Source organism: Mesorhizobium sp. C416B (assembly GCF_030323165.1).
Classification (GTDB): Bacteria; Pseudomonadota; Alphaproteobacteria; order Rhizobiales; family Rhizobiaceae; genus Mesorhizobium.
This window is the reverse complement of record NZ_CP100471.1, coordinates 5,862,991-5,883,037: the sequence shown is the minus strand read 5'-3', so window position 1 is coordinate 5,883,037 and position 20,047 is coordinate 5,862,991. Positions and strand designations below refer to the sequence as shown.

The window sequence follows — 20,047 nt, the reverse complement described above, 5'->3', positions numbered from 1 at the left end:
TTCCTCTCTTGTTTTCCCGCTTGGCGGGTCAGGCTGTCTGATGGGCCTTCTGGTTCTGGCCCGGCTCGCCCGTGGCGGCATGGCTCAGGAAAGTCTGGATCTCGCTGTCGGTCGGCGCCGATGAGCCGCCATGGCGGGTGACGGAAAGTGCTGCCGCCGCATTGGCATAGCGCGCCGCCTCGAAGGGATGCACGCCGCGCGAGAGTGCACTGACGAAACCGCCGATATGGGTGTCGCCGGCGCCATTGGTGTCGATGGCATCGACCTTGAAGCCGGCAATGGTCTGCGTCTCGCCATTGACCAACCTCACGAAACAGCCCTTGGCGCCGGCGCGGATAACGACGCCTTCGGCCTTTGAGCAGTGGTCGGCGAGCAGCCGGGCGGCGAGTGCCTCGACATCGCCTTGCCCAGCGATCTCGACCGCTTCCGTCATGTTGCAGCTCAGCCATGTCGTACGGGCAAGCACCCGCGACAGGATGGGACGTGGGATATCCGCGATGACCGGCGTTGGATCGAAAACGAAGGGAATGTTTTCTGGCAGCGCCTCGATCCAGTCGGTCAGCGCGTTGTGGCTGCCGAGATAGCTCAGCGTGTAGCCTGACGTGAACACCCAATCATCAGACGCGACCACCACGGGCCTCATCATCTCGAGGCTGAGAATGCTCTCCGCACCGGGCCACGACACGAAGGTGCGCTCGGCATCGCCGGAGATCATGGCGACGCAATTGCCGCTGTCCATGACCGGCGATGGCGACGTCAGCGTTATGATGCCTTCGGCCGCAAACGCGGCGCGCAAAAAATCGCCATTCGGTCCGCTGCCGAGCTGGCCGCCGAACACCACCGTCATGCCGGTGCGGCTGGCCGCGACCATCATGTTGAAGCCGCCGCCGGCGACCTGCGCAAAGCTCGACGCGGTCTTCTCGCAGCCCGGCGCCGGCAAGGCGTCGATGCGGTAGACATAGTCGACGACGGCGCTGCCGATATGGACCAGACGCCCACTCATGCCGCGGCATCCTTGCTGGCCTTTGCCGTGCGCGCCGCGACGAGGTCTTCGGCAAGCGAGCGCACCTCCCCCATATCTATGCCGACGAGCCCGGCAATGTGTTGTTGCGGCAGTTGCGAAAAGCCGACGCAGGCGCCGGCCATGCCTGAGGCAATCGCGCCGATCGTGTCGGTGTCGCCGCCGAGATTGGCGCTGATGATTGCCGCTTGCCAGGGATCGCCCTGCGCGACTTCAAGCACGGCGAAAGCTGCCGGCACGGACTCCTGGCTGGCCACACCGGTGCCGACGAGATCGGTGATGAGCCCAATCGCATCCCGCATGGTCTTGCCGCGCACGAGCTCCTGCGCCCAGGCGATACGCGCGGCGATATCGCCACCAGTCACCCAATGTCCGAGCCGGGCGCCTCGCCGCGCGGCTGCTACCGCGCTGTCGGAAGCGGCACGCCAGTCGCCACCGGCGACGCCGTGGCTGGCGGCGGCGGCAACTGCTGCGGCCGAAGCGATGGCGATCGAGGTGTTGTGCGTCGCACGGCAGGTCTCCGCCACCTTGGCGATAAAAGCATCGAACGGTTCCAGCGGCATCATGATGCCGACCGGCGCGATGCGCATGGCCGCGCCATTGGTGTCGCCCCGGCTTCCCGCCTCTTCCGCCGGCACGCCGTCATTGATGGCGTCGATGGCGCGCTTGGTCGATGGTCCCAGCAGGTCATAGCTGCCGCGCGCCTTGACCTCGCGCTCCCAGTCGAGCAGTGCGTTCACCCAGCGCGCATGATCGAAGCGGTCGCCGGACTCGACGAGAATGCGACCAAGCAGCAGCGCCTGTTCGGTATCGTCGGTGATGGTGCCGGCAACGAGCCCCTTCGACACCGGATGATCGGCAAACGGCGCCACGAAATCCTCGACATGGCCGTATAGCTCGGCGATCCGCGCCGGCGACAGAAGCTGCGTCGGCATGCCCAGCGCATCACCGAGCGCCCCACCGACAAGCGCGCCCATGGCGCGATCGAGCGTGTCGTTGGTTCTGTCCGGCATCGCTCAAAACCTCATATGCAGCGCGAAATGCGCCGGGTTGAGCAGGCTGGTTACATATTCGATCGGCCGGTCGTCAGCCGCACGCGTCAGCCGGCGTCCGCGCAGGAACGGCGTGCCTTGCGGGCAGCCGAGAATGGCGGCGTCTTCGGGGTTGAGCATCTCGATGCCCACCCATTCCTCGCCATGGTCTGGGATGAGGCCGGCGGCGCGCAGCGTCTGGTGCAGCGAGCCTTCGCGCAGGCCACGCAGCGGCACGTCCTCCAGTTCGGGCGACAGCGGCAGGCGGCTGCGTTCGATGGAGATCGCATGGCCGTCGCTGGCATTGGTGCGCACCCGGTCGACGGCGATGAAGAACGGGCTTTCGATGCCAAGGAGCGCGGCAAGCTCGGCATCCTCGATCACTTCAAGCCGCAGCGTCCGGGTCTCGGCATTGGCGCCGGCATTGGCCAGTGCCCGCGACCAGCCGATGGCGTCGTCGACCGGCTTGCCGTCGAAGGTGACGAAGGAGCCGATGCCGACCTTGGTGGTGATCAGCCCGCGGCTGGACAGCTCCTCGAGGCCCTTGCGGACCGTGTTGCGGCTGACGGAAAAGCGCTGGACGAGTTCGTTCTCGCTTTGCAGGCGGTCGCCGAAGCCAAGCACGCCGGAGCGGATCTCATGTTCGAGAACGGTGGCGATCTGCTCGGGCTTGCCCGTGCCGGGAGAAAGTTGAACCGCGCGCCGCTTCATATGGGTACCTGTTCAGTAAACCTGTATAGTCCTGTTCGATATTGGAGTTGAAGGGCGACGTCAACGATATATTTGGATTCACGCATATGCGTTGTGCTCAGGTGCCCCAAGGCATCGTTTGTTCGCATGGCGACGCTAACCGCGCAGGGCGTCCCGTCTCCGAGACAGAGCGGGGGCAGCGCTTCCCTCAGGCGATTAGCCTTGCGCTCACACGAAGAAAAATTCCTCGATCCGTTGCTTGGCCGTCCGCAGCGCTGGCAGGATATCCCGCTCCATCGCCTCGACGGAGAGCCGCGCCGACTGCGTCGAGACGTTGATCGCCGCCACGGTCTTGCCGGCGCGGTCATAGATCGGCACCGCTATCGAGCGCAGGCCAAGTTCCAGTTCTTCATCGACGACGGCAAAGCCATCCGCCCTCGCCGCGTCGATGGCCTTGGCCAGCGCGGCGCGGCTGGTGATCGTCTTCGGCGTGCGCCGCTCGATCCTCGCCTCTGCAAGCAAGGCCTTCAGCTCATCCGCGCCCAGCCCCGCAAGCAGGACGCGCCCCATCGAGGTGCAATGCGCCGGCAGCCTGGTGCCGACATCGAGCGAAACGCTGAGGATGCGGCGGCCAGGAATGCGCGCGACATAGACGACTTCCTCGCCCGACAGCACCGCCGCGTTACAGGCCTCGTCGAACTGGCCCGCGACGTCGCGCATGATGGATGCCGCGAATGTCCACAGCGAGGCGCCGCCGAGCCAAGAGCGCACGATGGTGAGCAGGCGCGGCGATAGCGAAAACTGCCGGCCGGATTGCGTGGCATAGCCGGTGGCGGTCAGCGTCAGCAGGAAGCGACGCGCGCCGGCGCGGGTCAGCCCCGCCTCCTCCGCCATTTCGGTCAGCGTCATCCCGGCCGGATGCCGGGCCAGTATCTCCATGACTGCAAGGCCGCGCTCCAGCGAGCCGACATGGTCGCGCGTCGTTGCCTTGTCCTCCATGCGGCCTCCGCAAGACAATGCGCCGCCTTGACTCGTCTCGGCGGCGCGATGTAAAAATATCTCATACAAAACAAATGTTCGCAATACGAACTTTTTGAACTTCGGAGTTCTTGGCGATGGTCAATTTCCTGCCGCTCAAACAGGCCGTGGCGGAGAACCTGCATGATGGCGATACGGTGGCCTTCGAAGGCTTCACGCATCTGATCCCGACGGCGGCGGCGCATGAGGCCATCCGCCAGGGCTTTCGCGACCTGACGCTCATCCGCATGACCCCCGACCTGATCTACGACCAGATGATCGGCATGGGCATGGCCAAGAAGATCATCTTCTCCTATGTCGGCAATCCCGGCGTCGGCCTGCTGCGCCGCGCCCGCGACGCCATCGAGAACGGCTTCCCCCGGTCGATCGAGATCGAGGAGCACAGCCATGCCGGCATGGCCAACGCCTACGAGGCGGGAGCTGCCGGCCTGCCTTGCGCGGTGTTCCGCGGCTATCGCGGCGCCGGGCTGGCGGCAGTCAATCCCAACATCCGCTCGGTCACCTGCCCGTTCACCGGCGAGGTGCTTGCCGCCGTTCCTTCCATCCGACCGGACGTGACCTTCATCCACGCTCAGAAGGCCGACAAAAAAGGCAATGTTCTGGTCGAAGGCATTATCGGCATCCAGAAGGAAGCGGTGCTCGCGGCCAAGCGCGCCGTGGTGACGGTAGAGGAAGTCGTCGACAATTTCGACGACCTGCATCCCAACCTCACCGTGCTGCCGCGCTGGACCATCGCTGCGATCTCGGTGGTATCAGGCGGTTCGCATCCCTCCTACACGCACGGCTACTATGCCAGGGACAACGCCGCCTATCTCGAATGGGACGACATCGCCGCCGACCGTGAAAAATTCCAGACCTGGATGCAGGCCAATGTCCTCGATCGCACGGCGGACGATTTCGCCGGCCGCGTAAAGCATCTGAGGAGCGCGGGATGAGCGGCTTTACTCCCAATGAGATGATGACGATTGCCGCCAGCCGAGCCCTGAAAAACGACGATGTCTGCTTCGTCGGCATTGGCGCGCCGTCAGCCGCCTGCAACGTCGCGCGGCTGACGCATGCGCCCGACATCACGCTGATCTATGAAAGCGGCACCATCGGCACCGCGCCCGATGTTTTGCCGCTGTCGATCGGTGACGGCGAACTTTGCGATACCGCCGTCACGACCGTCTCGGTGCCGGAGATGTTTCGTTACTGGCTGCAGGGCGGCCGCATTTCGATCGGTTTCCTCGGTGCCGCCCAGCTCGACAAGTTCGGCAACATCAACACCACCATCATCGGCGACTATGCGCATCCCAAGACCCGCCTGCCCGGCGGCGGCGGCGCGCCGGAGATCGCCACCTCGTCGAAGGAGATCTACATCACCATGGCGCAGTCCAAGCGCGGCATGGTCGAGAAGATCGACTTCTTCACCTCCTTCGGCCATGGCGATGGGGGCGATCACCGCCAGCGCCTAGGCATCGACACCGCTGGACCGACGCTGCTGATCACCGACCTCGCCATCTGGAAGCCCGACCCGATGAGCAAGGAATTCACCGTGGTGTCGCTGCATCCCGGCGTGACGCGGCAGCAGGTGCAGGACAGCTGCGGCTGGATCGTAAAGTTCGCCGAGGCGCTTGACGAAACGCCGGCGCCGACGGAACTCGAGCTGACGACATTGCGTGACCTGCAGGCCCGCACCAAGGCGGCGCATGAGGGAAGCGGAAAAGAAAAGGCTGCATGACATGACCGAGGCATTCATCTGCGATTACATCCGCACCCCGATCGGCCGTTTCGGCGGCTCGCTGTCGTCGGTGCGGGCCGACGATCTCGGCGCCATTCCGCTGAAGGCGCTGGTCGAGCGCAATTCCGGCATCGACTGGCAGGCCATCGACGACGTCGTCTATGGCTGCGCCAACCAGGCCGGCGAGGACAATCGCAATGTCGCGCGCATGTCGCTCCTGCTCGCCGGATTGCCGCAGGAAGTGTCAGGCTCGACCGTCAATCGCCTCTGCGGGTCCGGCATGGACGCGCTCACCATCGCCGCCCGCGCCATCAAGGCGGGCGAAGCCGAGTTGATGATCGCCGGCGGCGTCGAATCGATGAGCCGCGCCCCCTTCGTCATGCCCAAGGCCGAGACCGCCTTTTCGCGCCATGCCGAGATCCACGACACCACCATCGGCTGGCGTTTCATCAACCCGCTGATGAAGAAACAGTATGGCGTCGATTCCATGCCGGAGACCGGCGAGAACGTCGCCGAGGATTTTTCAGTGTCGCGCGCCGACCAGGACGCCTTTGCCGTGCGCAGCCAGGACAAGGCCGTCGCGGCACAGGCCAATGGCCGGCTGGCGAAGGAGATTACCCCGGTGACGATCCCACAGAAAAAGGGCGATGCGATTATCGTATCGAAGGATGAGCATCCCCGCGCCGGCACCACGGTCGAGTCGCTAGCCAAATTGCCGACGCCGTTCCGCCAGGGCGGCACCGTCACCGCCGGCAACGCGTCCGGCGTCAATGACGGCGCGGCAGCGCTGATCATCGCCTCCGAAGCGGCTGTGAAAAAATACGGCCTGACGCCGATCGCCCGCGTCCTCGGCGGCGCTGCTGCCGGCGTGGCGCCACGCATCATGGGCATCGGCCCTGCCCCGGCGACACAAAAGCTCTGCGCCCGCCTCGGCCTGACACCGCAGCAATTCGATGTCATCGAGCTCAACGAAGCTTTCGCCTCCCAAGGCATCGCCGTGCTCCGCCAACTCGGCATCTCCGAGGACGCGGAGCACGTTAATCCGAATGGCGGCGCCATCGCGCTTGGTCATCCCTTGGGCATGTCGGGCGCGCGTATCACTGGCACCGCGGCACTGGAACTGCGCGAGCGCAGCGCCCGCTATGCGCTGGCCACCATGTGCATCGGCGTCGGCCAGGGCATCGCGGTGGCGCTCGAACGGGTTTGAGTTTGCACCGCCCTTAATAGGGCAAACCGACATAGTTTTCAGCCAGCGCGGTCGACGCCGCTTGCGAATGCACGAGATAGTCGAGCTCGGCTTCCTGGATGCGCTGGCCGAACTCGCCCGTATCGGGAAAGCGGTGCAGCATCGTCGTCATCCACCAGGAGAAGCGCACCGCCTTCCACACTCTGGCCAGCGCCTTGGCTGAATAAGCGTCGAGCCCGCTTGGTGATTTGTCCAGATAGAATTCGCGAAGCCCGGCAAAGAGATAGCGCACATCGCTGGCGGCGAGGTTGAGCCCCTTGGCGCCCGTCGGCGGCACGATATGGGCGGCGTCGCCGACCAGGAACAGCCGGCCGAAGCGCATCGGCTCGGCGACGAAGGAGCGCAGCGGCGCGATTGATTTTTCGAAGGACGGGCCGGTAACGACCGCGGCTGCGGTCTGTTCCGGCAGGCGACTGCGCAATTCGTCCCAGAAGCGACCGTCGCTCCAGGCGTCGACCTGTTCGTCAGCCGGGACCTGCACATAGTAGCGGCTGCGATGCGTCGACCGCATCGAGCACAGCGCAAAGCCCCGCTCATGGTTGGCGTAGACCAGTTCGTGATCGGCCGGCGGCACTTCGGCCAGCACGCCGAGCCAGCCGAAGGGATAGGTCCGCTCGAAGGTTTTCAGCGCCCGCCCAGGCGCCGATTTGCGGCTAACGCCGTGATAGCCGTCGCAGCCGGCGATGAAGTCGCAGTCGATGCAATGGCTGACGCCGTCCTTGTCGTAGGTGACGTAGGGCGCTTCGCCATCGAAACCATGCAGCGCGACGTTGGCCGCCTCATAGACGGTGGTCAGCCCGGCCGCCTCGCGCTTGTCCATCAGATCGTGCGTCACTTCGGTCTGACCATAGACGGTGACATGCTTGCCGCCGGTCAGTGCCGTGAGGTCGAGCCGGTGCAGGCCGCCGCCGAACGCAAGCGAGATGCCGGCATGCAGCAGGCCCTCGGCATGCAGCCTTACAGCTGCGCCCGCCTCTTCGAGCAACTCGACGGTGCCTTGTTCGAGCACCCCTGCCCGCACCCGGCCAAGCACATGCTGCCGGCTCGAACGTTCGAGGATCACCGTCTCGACACCAATGGTGCCGAGAAGCTGGCCAAGCAGCAGCCCGGACGGTCCGGAGCCGACAATGACGATCTTTGTGCGCATCAGTGTCCGAGGCTTTCGATCTGTCCGGCGAGTTCGGCGGCGAGCCGTAGCGCAGCCGCGGTCGCTATCGCCATTTGCGGCAAGAGCAGCCATTCCAGCGTCCAGGCAGCACCGGAGCGCTCCTGCTCATGCACCAGCGCCTGGTGCATGCCGGAAAGCTGGGTGGCGTTGAAGCGCGCCAGCGTCACCAGCACTTCCGCCTTCACCGGGTTCTGCTTGTGCGGCATGGCCGACGAGCCGCCACCGCCGGACAGCTTGATGTCGGTTCCACCTTGCGCCATCAACGCAACGTCCTGGCCGAATTTGCCGAGGCTGCCGGTGACAAGCGATAGCAGCCCGGCGAATTCGGCCAGCGCATCGCGCTGGCTGTGCCATTGCGGCGCATCGCCAAGGCCGAGTTTTGCGGCAAGGGCTGCGCGCACCGCAGGCCCCTTGTCGCCGAGCTTCTCCAGCGTGCCGGCAGCGCCGCCAAACTGCACCACGAGCAGACCCTTGGATTGCTCCGACAGTCTCTGCTGATGCCGTTGCAGCGGCGTGCGCCACACCGCCACGCGGTCCGACGCCTGAATTGGGATCGCCGGCTGCATGCGCGTCATCGCTGTCAATGCACGGCTGCCAAAACGTTCTTCCAGCCCCACCAGCCGCAGAATGTTTTCAGTCAGCAGCAGGTCGAGATGTTCAATGAGCCGGCGCAGCCGAAGCACCAGGCCAGTGTCGATGACGTCCTGGCTGGTTGCGCCGAAATGCACGCCGGCGTCGTGCGGCGCGCCGACCGCTGCCTTCAACTGGCGCACCAGTTCGGGCACGATCACGCCATCTTTCGCCACACCGGCCCGCAGCCGCGCGGTATCCGGCTTGTAGGACAACAGGACAGGTACAATCGCCGCGGCGGCATCCGTGCCGATAATCCCGCTTTCGGCTTCCGCTTGCGCCAGCGCGCGCTCGAAATCGAGCATGGCGGCGATTTCCGCATCCACCGAAAAATGCCGAGCCGCCTCCTCGTCGCCGAGCAGGCCGGAAAGCAGCGGATGGTCGAAGGGCGATACGGTCATGTGCTGGTTTCCTCCGTCAGCTGTCGAAGAAGACCGTTTCCTTCTCCCCCTGGAGATGGACGTCGAAAATATAGTTGTCGCCTTGCCGCTCGGCGATCAGCGTCGGCACGCGCACCTTGTGCTCGATGCGGGCCAGGATCGGATCCTCGGCATTGGCCTTGGCCTCGTCGGAGAAATAGAGCCGCGTGTGGAGGCCGATATTGATGCCGCGGGCGACGATCCACAGGCTGATATGCGGCGCCATCAGCCGGCCGTCGCCATACGGCACGCGTCCCGGCTTGATCGTCTGAAAACTGCACAGGCCGGTTTCCATGTCGGTCGGCTGACGGCCCCAGCCCTGAAAATCCGGATCGGCATCGCCGCGCAATTCGGCCGGCGAATTGTAGAAGCCATTGGCATCCGCTTGCCAGATCTCGATCAACGCATCCCTGAGCGGCGTGCCGGTGCCGTCGAGCACGCGAATGCGCAAACCGATGCGGTCGCCCTTGGCGTTGTCGTTGAGCATCGTGGCGCCCAGGTCTGTCGGGTAGACGCCGCCGATACCGCCGAAATTCGGCGTCAGCCCGATATGCACGTAGGGCCCGGCGGTCTGCGACGGGCTCTCCTTCAGCCGGGTCAGCGATTGCGCCATCAATTGCCCTCCGGACGGTTTTCGAACAGCGAGGCGCGGCGTCCGCGCAACACGATGTCGAACTTGTAGGCGCGCGCGTCGAACGGGATCGTCGCCTGCATGTCGAGCGCGGCGACCAGCGTCTCAATCGCCGCCTTGTCGCGGATACCGCGCACGATCGGGCACCGCCAGATCAGCGGGTCGCCCTCGAAATACATCTGGGTGATCAGCCGCTGTGCGAAGCCGTGGCCGAACACCGAGAAATGGATGTGCGACGGCCGCCAGTCATTGGGCCCGTTCGGCCAGGGATAGGGACCTGGCTTCACCGTGCGAAAGGCATAGCCGCCGTCGGCATCGGTGATGGTGCGGCCGCAGCCGCCGAAATTCGGATCGAGCGGCGCCAGATAGCCGTCCTTCTTGTGGCGGTAGCGGCCGCCCGCATTGGCCTGCCAGAATTCGAGCAGCGCGCCGGAGACGCCCTGGCCGCGCTCGTCGAGCACGCGGCCATAGACGATGATACGCTCGCCGATGGCGCTCTCGCCGGACTTTGCAAAATTGTGGATCAGGTCATTGTCGAGTTCGCCCAGCACGGCGTGGCCGAACACCGGACCGGTGATCTCCGACGCCGTGTTGTCGAAGGCCAGCAGCGCCTTCTGCGGCGAGCGCAGCACCGAAGTCTTGTAGTCGGGCGTCAGCGCCGGCGGGTGCCAGCCGCGGTCGCGCTGGAAGAAGGCGCCGGTCTCGGGCCTGCGGTTCGAGCCGGCATCAGCTGGCATGGCCAGCCCTGCTTCCGTCCATTTCCGAAAACACCTCCTTGGCGATCCTGAAGGCGCGGTTGGCCGCCGGCACGCCGGCATAGATCGCGACATGCAGGAACGCTTCGCAGATATCGTCGCGCGACGCACCGGTGTTGGCGGTGGCGCGCACATGCATGGCGACCTCTTCATCATGGCCAAGGGCGGCCAGCAGTGCCAGCGTCACGATCGAGCGTTCGCGCCTGCTGAAGCCCGGACGCGCCCACACAGTGCCCCATGCTGCCTCGGTGATCAGCTCCTGGAACGGCCGGTCGAAATCGGTGACGGCATCCTCGCTGCGATCGACATGAGGGTCGCCGAGCACCGAGCGCCTGACGGTCAGCCCGGTTCGGTATCTGGTTTCGTTTTTGGGCAGTTCATCCATGGGTCTGCTTTCTCAGGGGAAGCGCCGCGACGAAATCGCGGATCAGGGTGGTCAGCGCCTCGGGCTGTTCGACGCAAGGGATGTGCGCGGCGTCACGAATGATTTCGAAATGTGCGCCTGGGATCAGATCGGCCAGCCAGCGGACGAGATCCGGCGGCGTCGAGCCGTCCTGGTCGCCAACGACGCAAAGCGTGGGCACCGCGATCGCCTGCGCAGCCTCGGTAAAATCGGCATCGCGCACCGCGGCGCAGGTGCCGACATAGCCGGCGACGGCTTGCCGGGTCATCATGTTCCAGTAGCCGTCGAGCTCGGCGACACGGTCCGCGTGGAAGGCAGGCGTAAACCACATTTTGAGCACGGCATCGGCGATGGCCTGGATGCCTTTGCTTTCGACCGTTTCGATGCGGGTGTTCCAGCTGTCGGCCGTGCCGATCTTGTGGGCGGTGTCGCACAGGATGAGGCCGTCGACGATTTCGGGGCGCCGGGCATAAAACCCTTGCGCAATCAGGCCGCCCACCGACAGGCCGCACAGCACCGCATTGTTCAGTTCGAAATGATCGATCAGGCCCGACAGATCATCGACATGCTCGTCGATCGAGCTGACGCCACCAATGTCGGACAGGCCATGGCCGCGCTTGTCGTAGACCAACACAGGCATTTCGCCACCCAGTTCGGACAACACCTCGTCCCAGATGCGGAAGTCGGTGCCCAGCGAATTGATGAACACGATCGGCCGCGCATTTCCCTTCGCCTTGATATGGCGATGGTGCAGCGTGATGCCGCCAATGTTGACGAATGGCACGATTTCGATCCTCCGTGTTCACATTGCACAAGGCATTTGGTTTGGTAAAATGATATTTTACGCCGTTTCATTAACTGCTAGGTTATGAGAACATGTCCGAAAGCCGCATAAGGTTCCGTCACCTGCAGGCATTCCTTGAGGTAGCGCGGCAAGGCAGCGTGGCGAGGGCGGCCGACTTTCTCCATGTCAGCCCACCGGCCGTGACCAAGACGTTGCGCGAATTGGAGAGGCGCTTGGCATCGCTGTCGTCGAACGCGACGGCCGCGGCATCAGGGTGACGCGGCTTGGCGAAATCTTTCTCGGCCATGCCGGCACGGCGATCACGGCACTGAAGCGCGGCGTCGATTCCGTCCGCCAGGACGGCGCCATCAACCGGCATCCGATCCGCATCGGCGCGCTCCCGACAGTGTCGGCCAAGGTGATGCCACGCGCCATAAGCCTGTTCCTGAGTGAAAATACCGGTGCTGCGATCAAGATCGTCACCGGCGAGAACGCGGTCCTGCTGGAACAGTTGCGCGTCGGTGCGCTCGATCTCGTCGTCGGCCGGCTTGCGGCGCCGGAAAACATGACCGGCTTCTTCTTCGAGCATCTCTATTCCGAACCGGTGCTGTTCGTGGTGAGGGCCGGCCATCCGCTGCTGCAGCCGGGCCAGGACATCTTCGCCCGGCTCGATGAATTCCCGGTGCTGATGCCGACGCGGGAGTCGGTCATCCGCCCGTTCGTCGACCGCCTGTTCATCACCAACGGCATGACGGCGCCTGCGACCGAGATCGAGACCGTCTCGGATTCCTTCGGCCGTGCCTTCCTGCGCCAAAGCAATGCGGTCTGGATCATATCGACAGGCGTCGTCGCCAACGAACTCTCCAGCGGCGCCTTCGTCGCCTTGCCCGTCAACACCGAGGAAACCAAAGGGCCCGTCGGCCTGACGATGCGGACCGACACTGCGCCTTCGCCGGCCTTCACCATCCTGCTGCAGACCATTCGCGAGGCGGCCAGCCAGAACGCCTGAGCACCTTTCGCCAATCTGGCGCAGAGCGGGCCTTCAGCCGTATTTCCATAACCTGTTGGTTAACGAAACACCGCAAAATATCATTTTACCAAACCAAACACCTAGGGCACTGTGACGATGGGAGGATCGAAATCGTGCCGTTATCGGCATTGGCGGCGTTCCGCTGCCGCCTCAAGGCATGCCGGGGCGATCTCCGATCTTAAGAACGGGCGGCATCGATTTTGAGCAGGCCGGCGGTGACCTCCAGGTGCCGTCAGGAAAGGGAGGAATACCAGCATGACCTCAAGCAAATCCGGCGTCTCGCGGCGCCAGTTCATCGCCACATCGCTCGCCGGCGGCGCGGCACTTGCGCTCAGCCGCGGCCAGGCATTCGCGCAGGCCGCCGACACGCTGAAGGTCGGCTTTGTCAGCCCGCGCACCGGGCCGCTCGCCGGCTTCGGCCAGACCGACGGCTATGTGCTCGATCTCGCCCGCAAGGCGCTCGCCAACGGCCTCGACATCGGCGGCAAGAAATACAGTGTCGAGATCATCGACCAGGACACGCAATCCGACCCGTCGCGCGCCGGCCAGCTCGCCAAGGACCTCATCAACAACCAGGCCGTCGACCTGATGCTGGCGGTGTCGACGCCGGAGGTGATCAACCCGGTCGCCGACGCCTGCGAAGCCGCCGGCGTGCCTTGCCTCTCCACCGTCATGCCGTGGGAGGCCTGGTATTTCGGCCGCGGCGCCAAGCCCGGCGAACCCTCGCCGTTCAAATGGACCTATCATTTCGGCTTCGGCGTCGACGAGTTCTTCCGGACCTACATCTCGCAATGGAGCCTGATCGAGACCAACAAGAAGGTCGGCGTCATGTATCCCAACGACGCCGACGGCAATGCCATCCGCACCCATCTGGCGCCGTTGCTGGCAAAGCAGGGTTTCACCATCGTCGATCCCGGCGCCTACGAGACCGGCACCACCGACTATTCCTCGCAGATCGCACTGTTCAAACAGGAAGGCGTCGAGATCTTCAACTCCTTCCCGATCCCGCCGGACTTCGCCGCCTTCTGGCGCCAGGCCGCGCAGCAAGGCCTGATCAAGCAGATCAAGATCTGCCAGGTCGCCAAGACCGGGCTGTTCCCGTCCGACATCGAGGCGCTCGGCGATCTCGGCAACAAGATTTCGAGCGCCGCGTACTGGCACAAGGCCTTCCCCTACAAGTCGCCGCTGACCGGCGTTTCGGGGACCGAACTGGCCGACGGTTATGAGGCCGCCAGCGGCAAGCAGTGGACGCAGCAGCTCGGCGCTTCGATGTCGCTGCTCGACGCCGGCTTCGAAGCGCTGAAGGCCAGCGCCGACGCCAAGGACAAGGCAGCGGTCGCCAAGGCCCTGAGCACGCTCAACATCGAGACCATGATCGGCAAGGTCGACTTCACCAGCGGCCCGGTCGCCAATGTCTCGCCCGGCCCGATCATCGGCACGCAATGGGTGGCCGCCAAGGAAGGCGGCAAGTTCCCGCTCGACTATGTCGTCACCGAGAATGCCACCGACCCGAAGGTGCCGGTCGAAGCCAAGCTCCAGCCGTATAACGGCTGACGGACGGCTACGGGGATCGCATCGTGAACGGTTCAGCAAACGCCGCGATCCTCAGCGCTGCCGGCATCCAGAAACGCTTCGGCGCGCTGGTGGTGCTCGACGACATCGATTTCGCCATGAATGCCGACGAGGCCGTCGGCATCGTCGGCCCGAACGGCGCCGGCAAGACGACGCTGCTCAGCATCTTGTCAGGCGCCTTCCCGCCGAGCGCCGGCACGGTCGCCTTCAAGGGCGGCGATGTGACAGCGCTGCCGGCAACGCAGCGCTGCCGGCTCGGCCTGGTGCGCACGCACCAGGTGCCCAAGCCGTTCAGCGGCATGACCACGTTCGAGAACGCTTTTGTTGCCGCGTCGCATGGCGCCGGTCTCGCCCGCGACGAGGCCTATGAAGAGGCGCTGGAGGCGCTGAAACTGTGCGGCATGATGGGCGTGGCCAACCGGCGCGCCGAAACGCTCGGCCTGCTCGACCGCAAGCGGCTGGAACTTGCCCGCGCGCTCGCGGCAAGGCCTACGCTGCTTCTGCTCGACGAGATCGGCGGCGGACTGACCGATGGCGAGGCGAGCGAACTTGTCGATACCATCAAGGAATTGCGCCGCCGCAAGATCGGCATCGTCTGGATCGAGCACATCGTCCACATCCTGCTGCAGGTGGCAGAGCGGCTGATCTGTATGGACGCCGGCAAGATCATCGCCGATGGCGAGCCGCAAGCGGTGATGGCCGACCCGGAAGTCGTGCGCGCCTATCTCGGCGGAGGCCCGAAATGAGCCTGCTCGCAATCGAGAATCTGGTCGTCCGCCATGGCCTGTTGCAGGCGGTGCGCGGTGTGAGCTTTACGATCGAGCGCGGCGAAACGCTGGCGCTGGTCGGCGCCAACGGCGCCGGCAAGACGACGCTGCTGCGGGCGATCGCCGGCGCCCATGAGCCGACGGCCGGCCGCGTGCTGCTGAATGGCGCCGATATCACCGGCGTTCCCTCGCACAAGCGCGTCGGCATGGGCGTCGCGCTGGTGCCGGAAGGGCGAAAACTGTTCGTGCAGATGACGGTCGAGGAGAACCTCCTGCTTGGCAAGGCCGCCGGCCGTCCCGGCGACTGGAGCGTGGAACGAGTGCTCGACACGTTCCTCAATCTGAAGCCGCGCCGCCACGCCAAGACCGGGCATCTCTCCGGTGGCGAGCAGCAGGCCACCGCCATCGGCCGCGCGTTGATGAGCAATCCGGAGCTGCTGCTGCTCGACGAGGTCTCGCTCGGCCTGTCGCCGCTGGTGGTCGATCGCGTATACGCTTCGCTGCAAGGGCTGATCAGCTCCGGCACGACGATCATCCTGGTCGAACAGGACCTCAATCGCGCGCTCTCGGTCTCGGACAAGGTCATCTGCATGCTCGAAGGACGCGTCGCGCTGGAAGGCCCGAGCAAGGGCATGTCCCGCGATGAAGTGACGAAAGCCTATTTCGGCCTGCACAGGAAAAGCGCCGGGAGTGTGCCGGCATGAGCAACCAGATCGTCCAGGGCATCCTGCTCGGCGGCTACTACGCGCTGATCGCCTGCGGCCTCTCCTTCATGTTTTCGGTGATGCGCATAATCAACCTCGCGCATGGCAGCCTGGCCGTGTTTTCCGCCTACGCGCTGTGGTGGCTCGCCTCGCAATTCCATATCTCGCCCTTCGTCGGCCTGCTCATCGTGCTGCCGCTGATGGCGGCCATCGGCTGGGCGCTGCAGCGCTTCCTGCTCGAGCGCAGCGCCCGCGGCGGCGCGCTCCTGCCGATCCTGACCACGTTCGGCCTCGCCATCGTCATCGACAATGCGCTGTTCGAGCAGTTCGGCGCCGACACACGTTCGCTGGCGCCCTATATCGGCAGCCTCTCCTACGATTCCTGGGAATGGCCGGGCAGCATCTATGTCGGCAAGCTTGCCGTGATCATGTTCGCCGCCGCCGTCATATTGCTTGGCGGACTGCAGCTGTTCCTCACCCGCACCAGGCTTGGCCGCTCGATCCGCGCCACGTCGGAAGATCCCGACACGGCCGGTCTCGTCGGCGTCGATGCGCGCCGCGCCAATGCCCTCGCCGCCGCCATCGCCATGGTCACCGTTGGGCTGGCCGGCGCCTTCCTCGCCATGCGCGCCACCTTCGATCCCTATACCGGCGCACCTCAATTGCTGTTCGCTTTCGAGGCGGCGGTGATCGGCGGCGCCGGTTCGCTATGGGGCACGCTGGTCGGCGGCATCATGCTGGCGCTCGCCCAGACCCTCGGCGCGCAGATCCATCCGCAAGGTTTTCTGATCGGCGGCCATGTCGCCTTCCTGATCGTGCTGTTCATCCGGCTCTCCACCTCCGGCCTCGGCCTGCGCGGCCTGCTGCGCCTGCCCGCGAGGAAAGCATCATGAGCGCGGTTTTAAACGCCCCCGTCATCGAGCGCGGCACCTCCGCCTCGCGCATCTCGGCGATCGCGGTCGTCGTCATCATCGCGCTGCTCGCTGTTGCGCCGCATTTCCTGTCGGCCGGCGCCGTCGACCGCATGACCGCCTTGTTCATCTATGTGATCCTGGCGGCGATGTGGAACGCGCTGGCCGGCTTCGGCGGGCTGGTTTCGGTGGGACAGCAAGTGTTCTTCGGCCTCGGCGCCTATTTCACCATCCGCCTGGCCGATGCCGGCCTCAACCCGTTCGCTTCTCTGTTTGTCTCGGCGATCATTGTCGGCGCGATCTCCTGGCCAATGTCGCTATTCATGCTGAAGCTGAAGAACGGCGAGTTCGCCATCGGCATGTGGGTGATCGCGGCGCTCACCCATCTCCTGGTCAATCTCGACCGGCTGGTGCAAGGCGAGACCGGGACGTCGCTGATCTCGCTCAACGGCTATGACGCCGGCTCCAGGCGGGCAACGATCTACTGGCTGGCGTTGGCCGCGATGACGGCGCTGCTCGCCACCCTGTTTAGCCTGCTGCGTGGCAGCACGGGTGCGGCCATCCGCGCCATCAGGGACAATGAGGAGGCCGCGGCATCGGTCGGCGTGCGCGTCACCGGAACCAAGCGGCTGCTCTTCGTGCTCGCCGCCTTCGGCATCGGCATGGCCGGCGCGCTGTGGTTGGCCACGTCGATCACCTTCCAGCCGAAAACCTACTTCAACGTCCAGTGGACCGCCTACATGATCTTCATGGTGCTGGTCGGCGGCATCGGCACCTTCGAGGGCGCCATTCTGGGTGCGCTGCTGTTCTTCCTCATCGAGACCTGGTTCGGCGGCACCGGCGTCTGGTATCTGATCGGCCTCGGCGCCACGGCGGTGCTGTTCTCGCTCTTCCTGCCGCGCGGCCTGTGGGGAACGCTGGAGGAGCGCTTTGGCCTGCGCCTGCTGCCGGTCGGCTATCGCGTCAGGCTCCCGCCAAACGCCGCAGATGGCGACGCGGCGCCCTCGCCGCAACAGGCCGCAACGCATCCAGAAAAGGCGTGACCATGCTGTTCGGCAAGACCATCCTCATCACCGGTGTCGCCTCTGGTATCGGCGCTCGCACGGCCGAACTTGCCGGCCAACTGGGCGCTGACGTGATCGGCGTCGACGTGCGTGAACCTGCCGCACCGGTCGGCTTCTTCGTCAAGGCCGACATCTCGTTCAAGGCCGGCGTCGACGATCTCCTCGGGCGCCTGCCGCAGCGCATCGATGCGCTCTGCAATGTCGCCGGCCTCCCCGGCAACACCGGTGCGGTGTCGACACTGGCCGTCAACTTCTATGGCCTGCGCGCGCTCTCGGAAGGCCTCGCACCCAGACTTCGTGAAGGCGGCGCCGTGGTCAACGTCGCCTCGATCGCCGGCTATGGCTGGCGCGCCAATCTCAACCGCGCGGCATCGATGGTCGGCATCGAAGGCTTTCCCGATGTGGCGGAGGTGGTCGCCGACCATCAGGTGAAGAACGAGGAAGGCTATTCCGTTTCCAAGGAGCTGCTGCTGTTGTGGACGCAGCGCGCCGCGCATCAGGACCTGTTCAGGAGCCGCGGCATCCGCGTCAATGCAGTGAGCCCCGGCCCGGTCGAGACGCCGATCCTCAAACAGTTCCGCAATGTGCTGGGCGACGCCCGCGTCGATAGCGACATCGCCCGTGTCGGCCGCGCCGGCACATCGGGCGACATCGCGCCTGTCGTGCTGTTCCTGTGCTCGGACGGCGCACGCTGGATCAACGGCGCCAATGTGCCGGTTGACGGTGGGCTTGAAGCATCGATCAATGCCGAGGTGCTCGGCTTCTAGACCATGATCCCGAAAAGTGGGAGCCGGTGTTCGGAATCAGATCGTGGTCGATAATAGGTAGAAAAGACGCTCGACGGCGAGCGAGGGAGAGAACAATGGACATCGGACTTCTGATCGACGGCGATAAAAGGGATGCCTCCGGCTCAGCCTCTTACGAGCGCATGGACCCGTTCACCGGCAAGCTGGCGACCCGCGCTGCCGCAGCCAGCATCGCCGACGCCAATGCCGCGGTCGAAGCCGCTGCTGCCGCTTTCAAGACGTGGTCGAAGACCGGTCCGGGCGAGCGCCGCGCTTTGCTGTCCAAGGCGGCCGATGTCATGGACTCCAAGGTCGGCGAATTCACCAAATTGATGATGGAAGAAACCGGCGCGACCGGCCCCTGGGCCGGCTTCAACGTCATGCTCGCCGCCAAAATGCTGCGCGAGGCAGCCGCCATGACGACGCAGATTTCGGGCGAGGTCATTCCCTCCGACAAGCCCGGCACGCTGGCCATGGCGATCCGCCAGCCGGCCGGCGTCTGCCTCGGCATCGCGCCGTGGAATGCACCGGTCATCCTCGGAACCCGTGCCATCGCCATGCCGATCGCCTGCGGCAACACGGTTGTGCTGAAAGCTTCGGAAATGTGCCCAGGCACACACCGGCTGATCGGGCAGGTGCTGGTCGAGGCCGGCCTGCCCAAGGGCGTCATCAATGTCGTCACCAATCATCCCAACGACGCAGCGACAATCGTCGAGGCACTGGTCGCGCACCCCGCCGTAAGGCGTGTCAACTTCACCGGCTCGACCAAGGTCGGCAGGATCATTGCCGAACTCGCCGGCCGTCACTTGAAGCCGGCGCTGCTCGAACTCGGCGGCAAGGCGCCGCTGGTCGTGCTCGACGATGCCGACATCGACGCCGCGGTCAATGCCGCGACCTTCGGCGCCTACATGCATCAGGGCCAGATCTGCATGTCGACCGAGCGTCTGGTCGTCGATGAAAAGGTCGCCGACGAATTCGTCGCCAAGCTCGCCGCCCGCGCCGCGCAGCTGCCTGCCGGCGACCCGCGCGGCCATGTCGTGCTCGGTTCGCTGATCAGCGACCAAGCCGCCGACAAGATGGAAGAACTGGTTGCCGACGCCGTCGCCAAGGGCGCCAGGCTTGTGGCCGGCGGCAAGCGCACCGGAACCGTGGTCGAGGCGACATTGCTCGACCACGTGACGCCAGCGATGCGCGTCTATTCGGAAGAATCCTTCGGCCCGGTCAAGCCGGTGATCCGCGTCAAGGGCGAGGACGAAGCGGTATGTGTCGCCAACGATACCGAATACGGCCTGTCTTCAGCCGTGTTCAGCCGCGACATCCGCCGTGCCATGGCGGTTGCCGCGCGCATCGAAGCCGGTATCTGCCACATCAACGGCCCGACCGTCGGCGACGAGGCGCAAATGCCGTTCGGCGGCGTCAAGGGTTCAGGCTACGGCCGCTTCGGCGGCAAGGCCTCGATTGCCGAGTTCACCGACCTGCGCTGGCTGACCATCGAGGATCCGGGGCAGCACTATCCGTTTTGACTCCACCTTCTCTCACAGGGGAGAAGGAAAGGAGCCCTCAGGGCCGTTGCCTGGCGAGCCAACGGATTCCCGCATCAAAACCCGGCAAGGCTCGAGCCACGCGATCGGCGGCCCCTCCCGGAGTTGTAAATCGTTTAATCGTGGGTATTTTACCC

Annotated in this window: 20 protein-coding genes and 1 pseudogene; 11 read left to right on the top strand and 10 right to left on the bottom strand. The window is 65.0% G+C overall.

Annotation, left to right across the window (positions count from 1 at the left end; translation table 11 throughout):
* Positions 1-28: 28 nt before the first annotated feature.
* The 4 genes from NLY43_RS28550 to NLY43_RS28535 all read right to left on the bottom strand — a co-directional run bounded on the left by NLY43_RS28550 (position 29) and on the right by NLY43_RS28535 (position 3,741).
* Positions 29-1,003 (bottom strand): PfkB family carbohydrate kinase, encoded by a 975-nt coding sequence (locus tag NLY43_RS28550; RefSeq protein ID WP_023712106.1) that lies wholly within the window; start codon positions 1,001-1,003, stop codon positions 29-31.
* On the bottom strand, positions 1,000-2,034 hold the full coding sequence (locus NLY43_RS28545; protein ID WP_023712107.1) for an ADP-ribosylglycohydrolase family protein: 1,035 nt from the start codon (positions 2,032-2,034) through the stop codon (positions 1,000-1,002). The genes NLY43_RS28550 and NLY43_RS28545 overlap by 4 nt, the downstream gene beginning before the upstream one ends.
* Positions 2,035-2,037: 3 nt before the next feature.
* Positions 2,038-2,763 (bottom strand): GntR family transcriptional regulator, encoded by a 726-nt coding sequence (locus NLY43_RS28540; RefSeq protein ID WP_023712108.1) that lies wholly within the window; start codon positions 2,761-2,763, stop codon positions 2,038-2,040.
* A gap of 207 nt (positions 2,764-2,970) precedes the next feature.
* Positions 2,971-3,741 carry an IclR family transcriptional regulator domain-containing protein gene (locus NLY43_RS28535; protein WP_023702155.1) on the bottom strand — a complete coding sequence of 257 codons (771 nt, stop codon included), beginning with the start codon at positions 3,739-3,741 and terminating at the stop codon, positions 2,971-2,973.
* 116 nt (positions 3,742-3,857) lie between these two features.
* Here NLY43_RS28535 and NLY43_RS28530 point away from each other — a divergent pair, with 116 nt between their 5' ends.
* Genes NLY43_RS28530 through pcaF form a run of 3 tightly spaced genes read left to right on the top strand, consistent with a single transcriptional unit; the run spans position 3,858 to position 6,707 of the window.
* A complete protein-coding gene (locus NLY43_RS28530; RefSeq protein ID WP_023696235.1) occupies positions 3,858-4,715 on the top strand; it encodes a CoA transferase subunit A in 858 nt (285 codons plus the stop codon).
* Positions 4,712-5,500 (top strand): CoA-transferase subunit beta, encoded by a 789-nt coding sequence (locus NLY43_RS28525; RefSeq protein WP_023690761.1) that lies wholly within the window; start codon positions 4,712-4,714, stop codon positions 5,498-5,500. Before NLY43_RS28530 ends, NLY43_RS28525 begins: the two co-directional genes overlap by 4 nt.
* A gap of 1 nt (position 5,501) precedes the next feature.
* Positions 5,502-6,707: a 3-oxoadipyl-CoA thiolase gene (gene pcaF / locus NLY43_RS28520; protein ID WP_023712109.1), complete on the top strand. Its 1,206-nt coding sequence runs from the start codon at positions 5,502-5,504 to the stop codon at positions 6,705-6,707.
* 13 nt (positions 6,708-6,720) lie between these two features.
* Here the strand turns inward: pcaF and pobA are convergent, their stop codons facing one another.
* From pobA to pcaD, 6 genes are read right to left on the bottom strand one after another with little or no spacing between them, the layout of a single operon-like run.
* Entirely contained in the window at positions 6,721-7,893 is a 1,173-nt protein-coding gene (pobA, locus tag NLY43_RS28515; RefSeq protein ID WP_023712110.1) for a 4-hydroxybenzoate 3-monooxygenase, read from the bottom strand.
* On the bottom strand, positions 7,893-8,945 hold the full coding sequence (locus NLY43_RS28510; RefSeq protein WP_023712111.1) for a 3-carboxy-cis,cis-muconate cycloisomerase: 1,053 nt from the start codon (positions 8,943-8,945) through the stop codon (positions 7,893-7,895). The genes pobA and NLY43_RS28510 overlap by 1 nt, the downstream gene beginning before the upstream one ends.
* 16 nt (positions 8,946-8,961) lie before the next feature.
* A complete protein-coding gene (pcaG, locus tag NLY43_RS28505; RefSeq protein ID WP_023712112.1) occupies positions 8,962-9,576 on the bottom strand; it encodes a protocatechuate 3,4-dioxygenase subunit alpha in 615 nt (204 codons plus the stop codon).
* The gene (gene pcaH, locus NLY43_RS28500) at positions 9,576-10,331 is read right to left on the bottom strand and encodes a protocatechuate 3,4-dioxygenase subunit beta (RefSeq protein ID WP_023704676.1); all 756 of its coding nucleotides are present in this window, start codon (positions 10,329-10,331) and stop codon (positions 9,576-9,578) included. The genes pcaG and pcaH overlap by 1 nt, the downstream gene beginning before the upstream one ends.
* Entirely contained in the window at positions 10,321-10,734 is a 414-nt protein-coding gene (gene pcaC, locus NLY43_RS28495; RefSeq protein ID WP_023668153.1) for a 4-carboxymuconolactone decarboxylase, read from the bottom strand. The genes pcaH and pcaC overlap by 11 nt, the downstream gene beginning before the upstream one ends.
* On the bottom strand, positions 10,727-11,536 hold the full coding sequence (gene pcaD, locus NLY43_RS28490; RefSeq protein WP_023712113.1) for a 3-oxoadipate enol-lactonase: 810 nt from the start codon (positions 11,534-11,536) through the stop codon (positions 10,727-10,729). The genes pcaC and pcaD overlap by 8 nt, the downstream gene beginning before the upstream one ends.
* A 92-nt stretch (positions 11,537-11,628) precedes the next feature.
* Here pcaD and pcaQ point away from each other — a divergent pair.
* The 8 genes and pseudogenes from pcaQ (at position 11,629) to NLY43_RS28450 (ending at position 19,892) form a co-directional block, all read left to right on the top strand.
* Positions 11,629-12,545: pseudogene (gene pcaQ / locus NLY43_RS28485) on the top strand (pca operon transcription factor PcaQ).
* Between the two features lie 276 nt (positions 12,546-12,821).
* Positions 12,822-14,120 (top strand): ABC transporter substrate-binding protein, encoded by a 1,299-nt coding sequence (locus NLY43_RS28480; RefSeq protein ID WP_023712116.1) that lies wholly within the window; start codon positions 12,822-12,824, stop codon positions 14,118-14,120.
* A 23-nt stretch (positions 14,121-14,143) separates the two neighbouring features.
* On the top strand, positions 14,144-14,884 hold the full coding sequence (locus NLY43_RS28475) for an ABC transporter ATP-binding protein (protein WP_023712117.1): 741 nt from the start codon (positions 14,144-14,146) through the stop codon (positions 14,882-14,884).
* Positions 14,881-15,609, top strand: a complete 729-nt coding sequence (locus tag NLY43_RS28470) for an ABC transporter ATP-binding protein (RefSeq protein ID WP_023712118.1) — start codon at positions 14,881-14,883, stop codon at positions 15,607-15,609. Before NLY43_RS28475 ends, NLY43_RS28470 begins: the two co-directional genes overlap by 4 nt.
* Positions 15,606-16,502, top strand: a complete 897-nt coding sequence (locus NLY43_RS28465; RefSeq protein WP_023712119.1) for a branched-chain amino acid ABC transporter permease — start codon at positions 15,606-15,608, stop codon at positions 16,500-16,502. Before NLY43_RS28470 ends, NLY43_RS28465 begins: the two co-directional genes overlap by 4 nt.
* On the top strand, positions 16,499-17,563 hold the full coding sequence (locus NLY43_RS28460) for a branched-chain amino acid ABC transporter permease (protein ID WP_023712120.1): 1,065 nt from the start codon (positions 16,499-16,501) through the stop codon (positions 17,561-17,563). Before NLY43_RS28465 ends, NLY43_RS28460 begins: the two co-directional genes overlap by 4 nt.
* 2 nt (positions 17,564-17,565) lie before the next feature.
* The gene (locus NLY43_RS28455; RefSeq protein ID WP_031199494.1) at positions 17,566-18,351 is read left to right on the top strand and encodes a coniferyl-alcohol dehydrogenase; all 786 of its coding nucleotides are present in this window, start codon (positions 17,566-17,568) and stop codon (positions 18,349-18,351) included.
* Between the two features lie 95 nt (positions 18,352-18,446).
* Positions 18,447-19,892 (top strand): aldehyde dehydrogenase, encoded by a 1,446-nt coding sequence (locus NLY43_RS28450; protein ID WP_023712122.1) that lies wholly within the window; start codon positions 18,447-18,449, stop codon positions 19,890-19,892.
* Positions 19,893-20,047 lie beyond the last annotated feature (155 nt).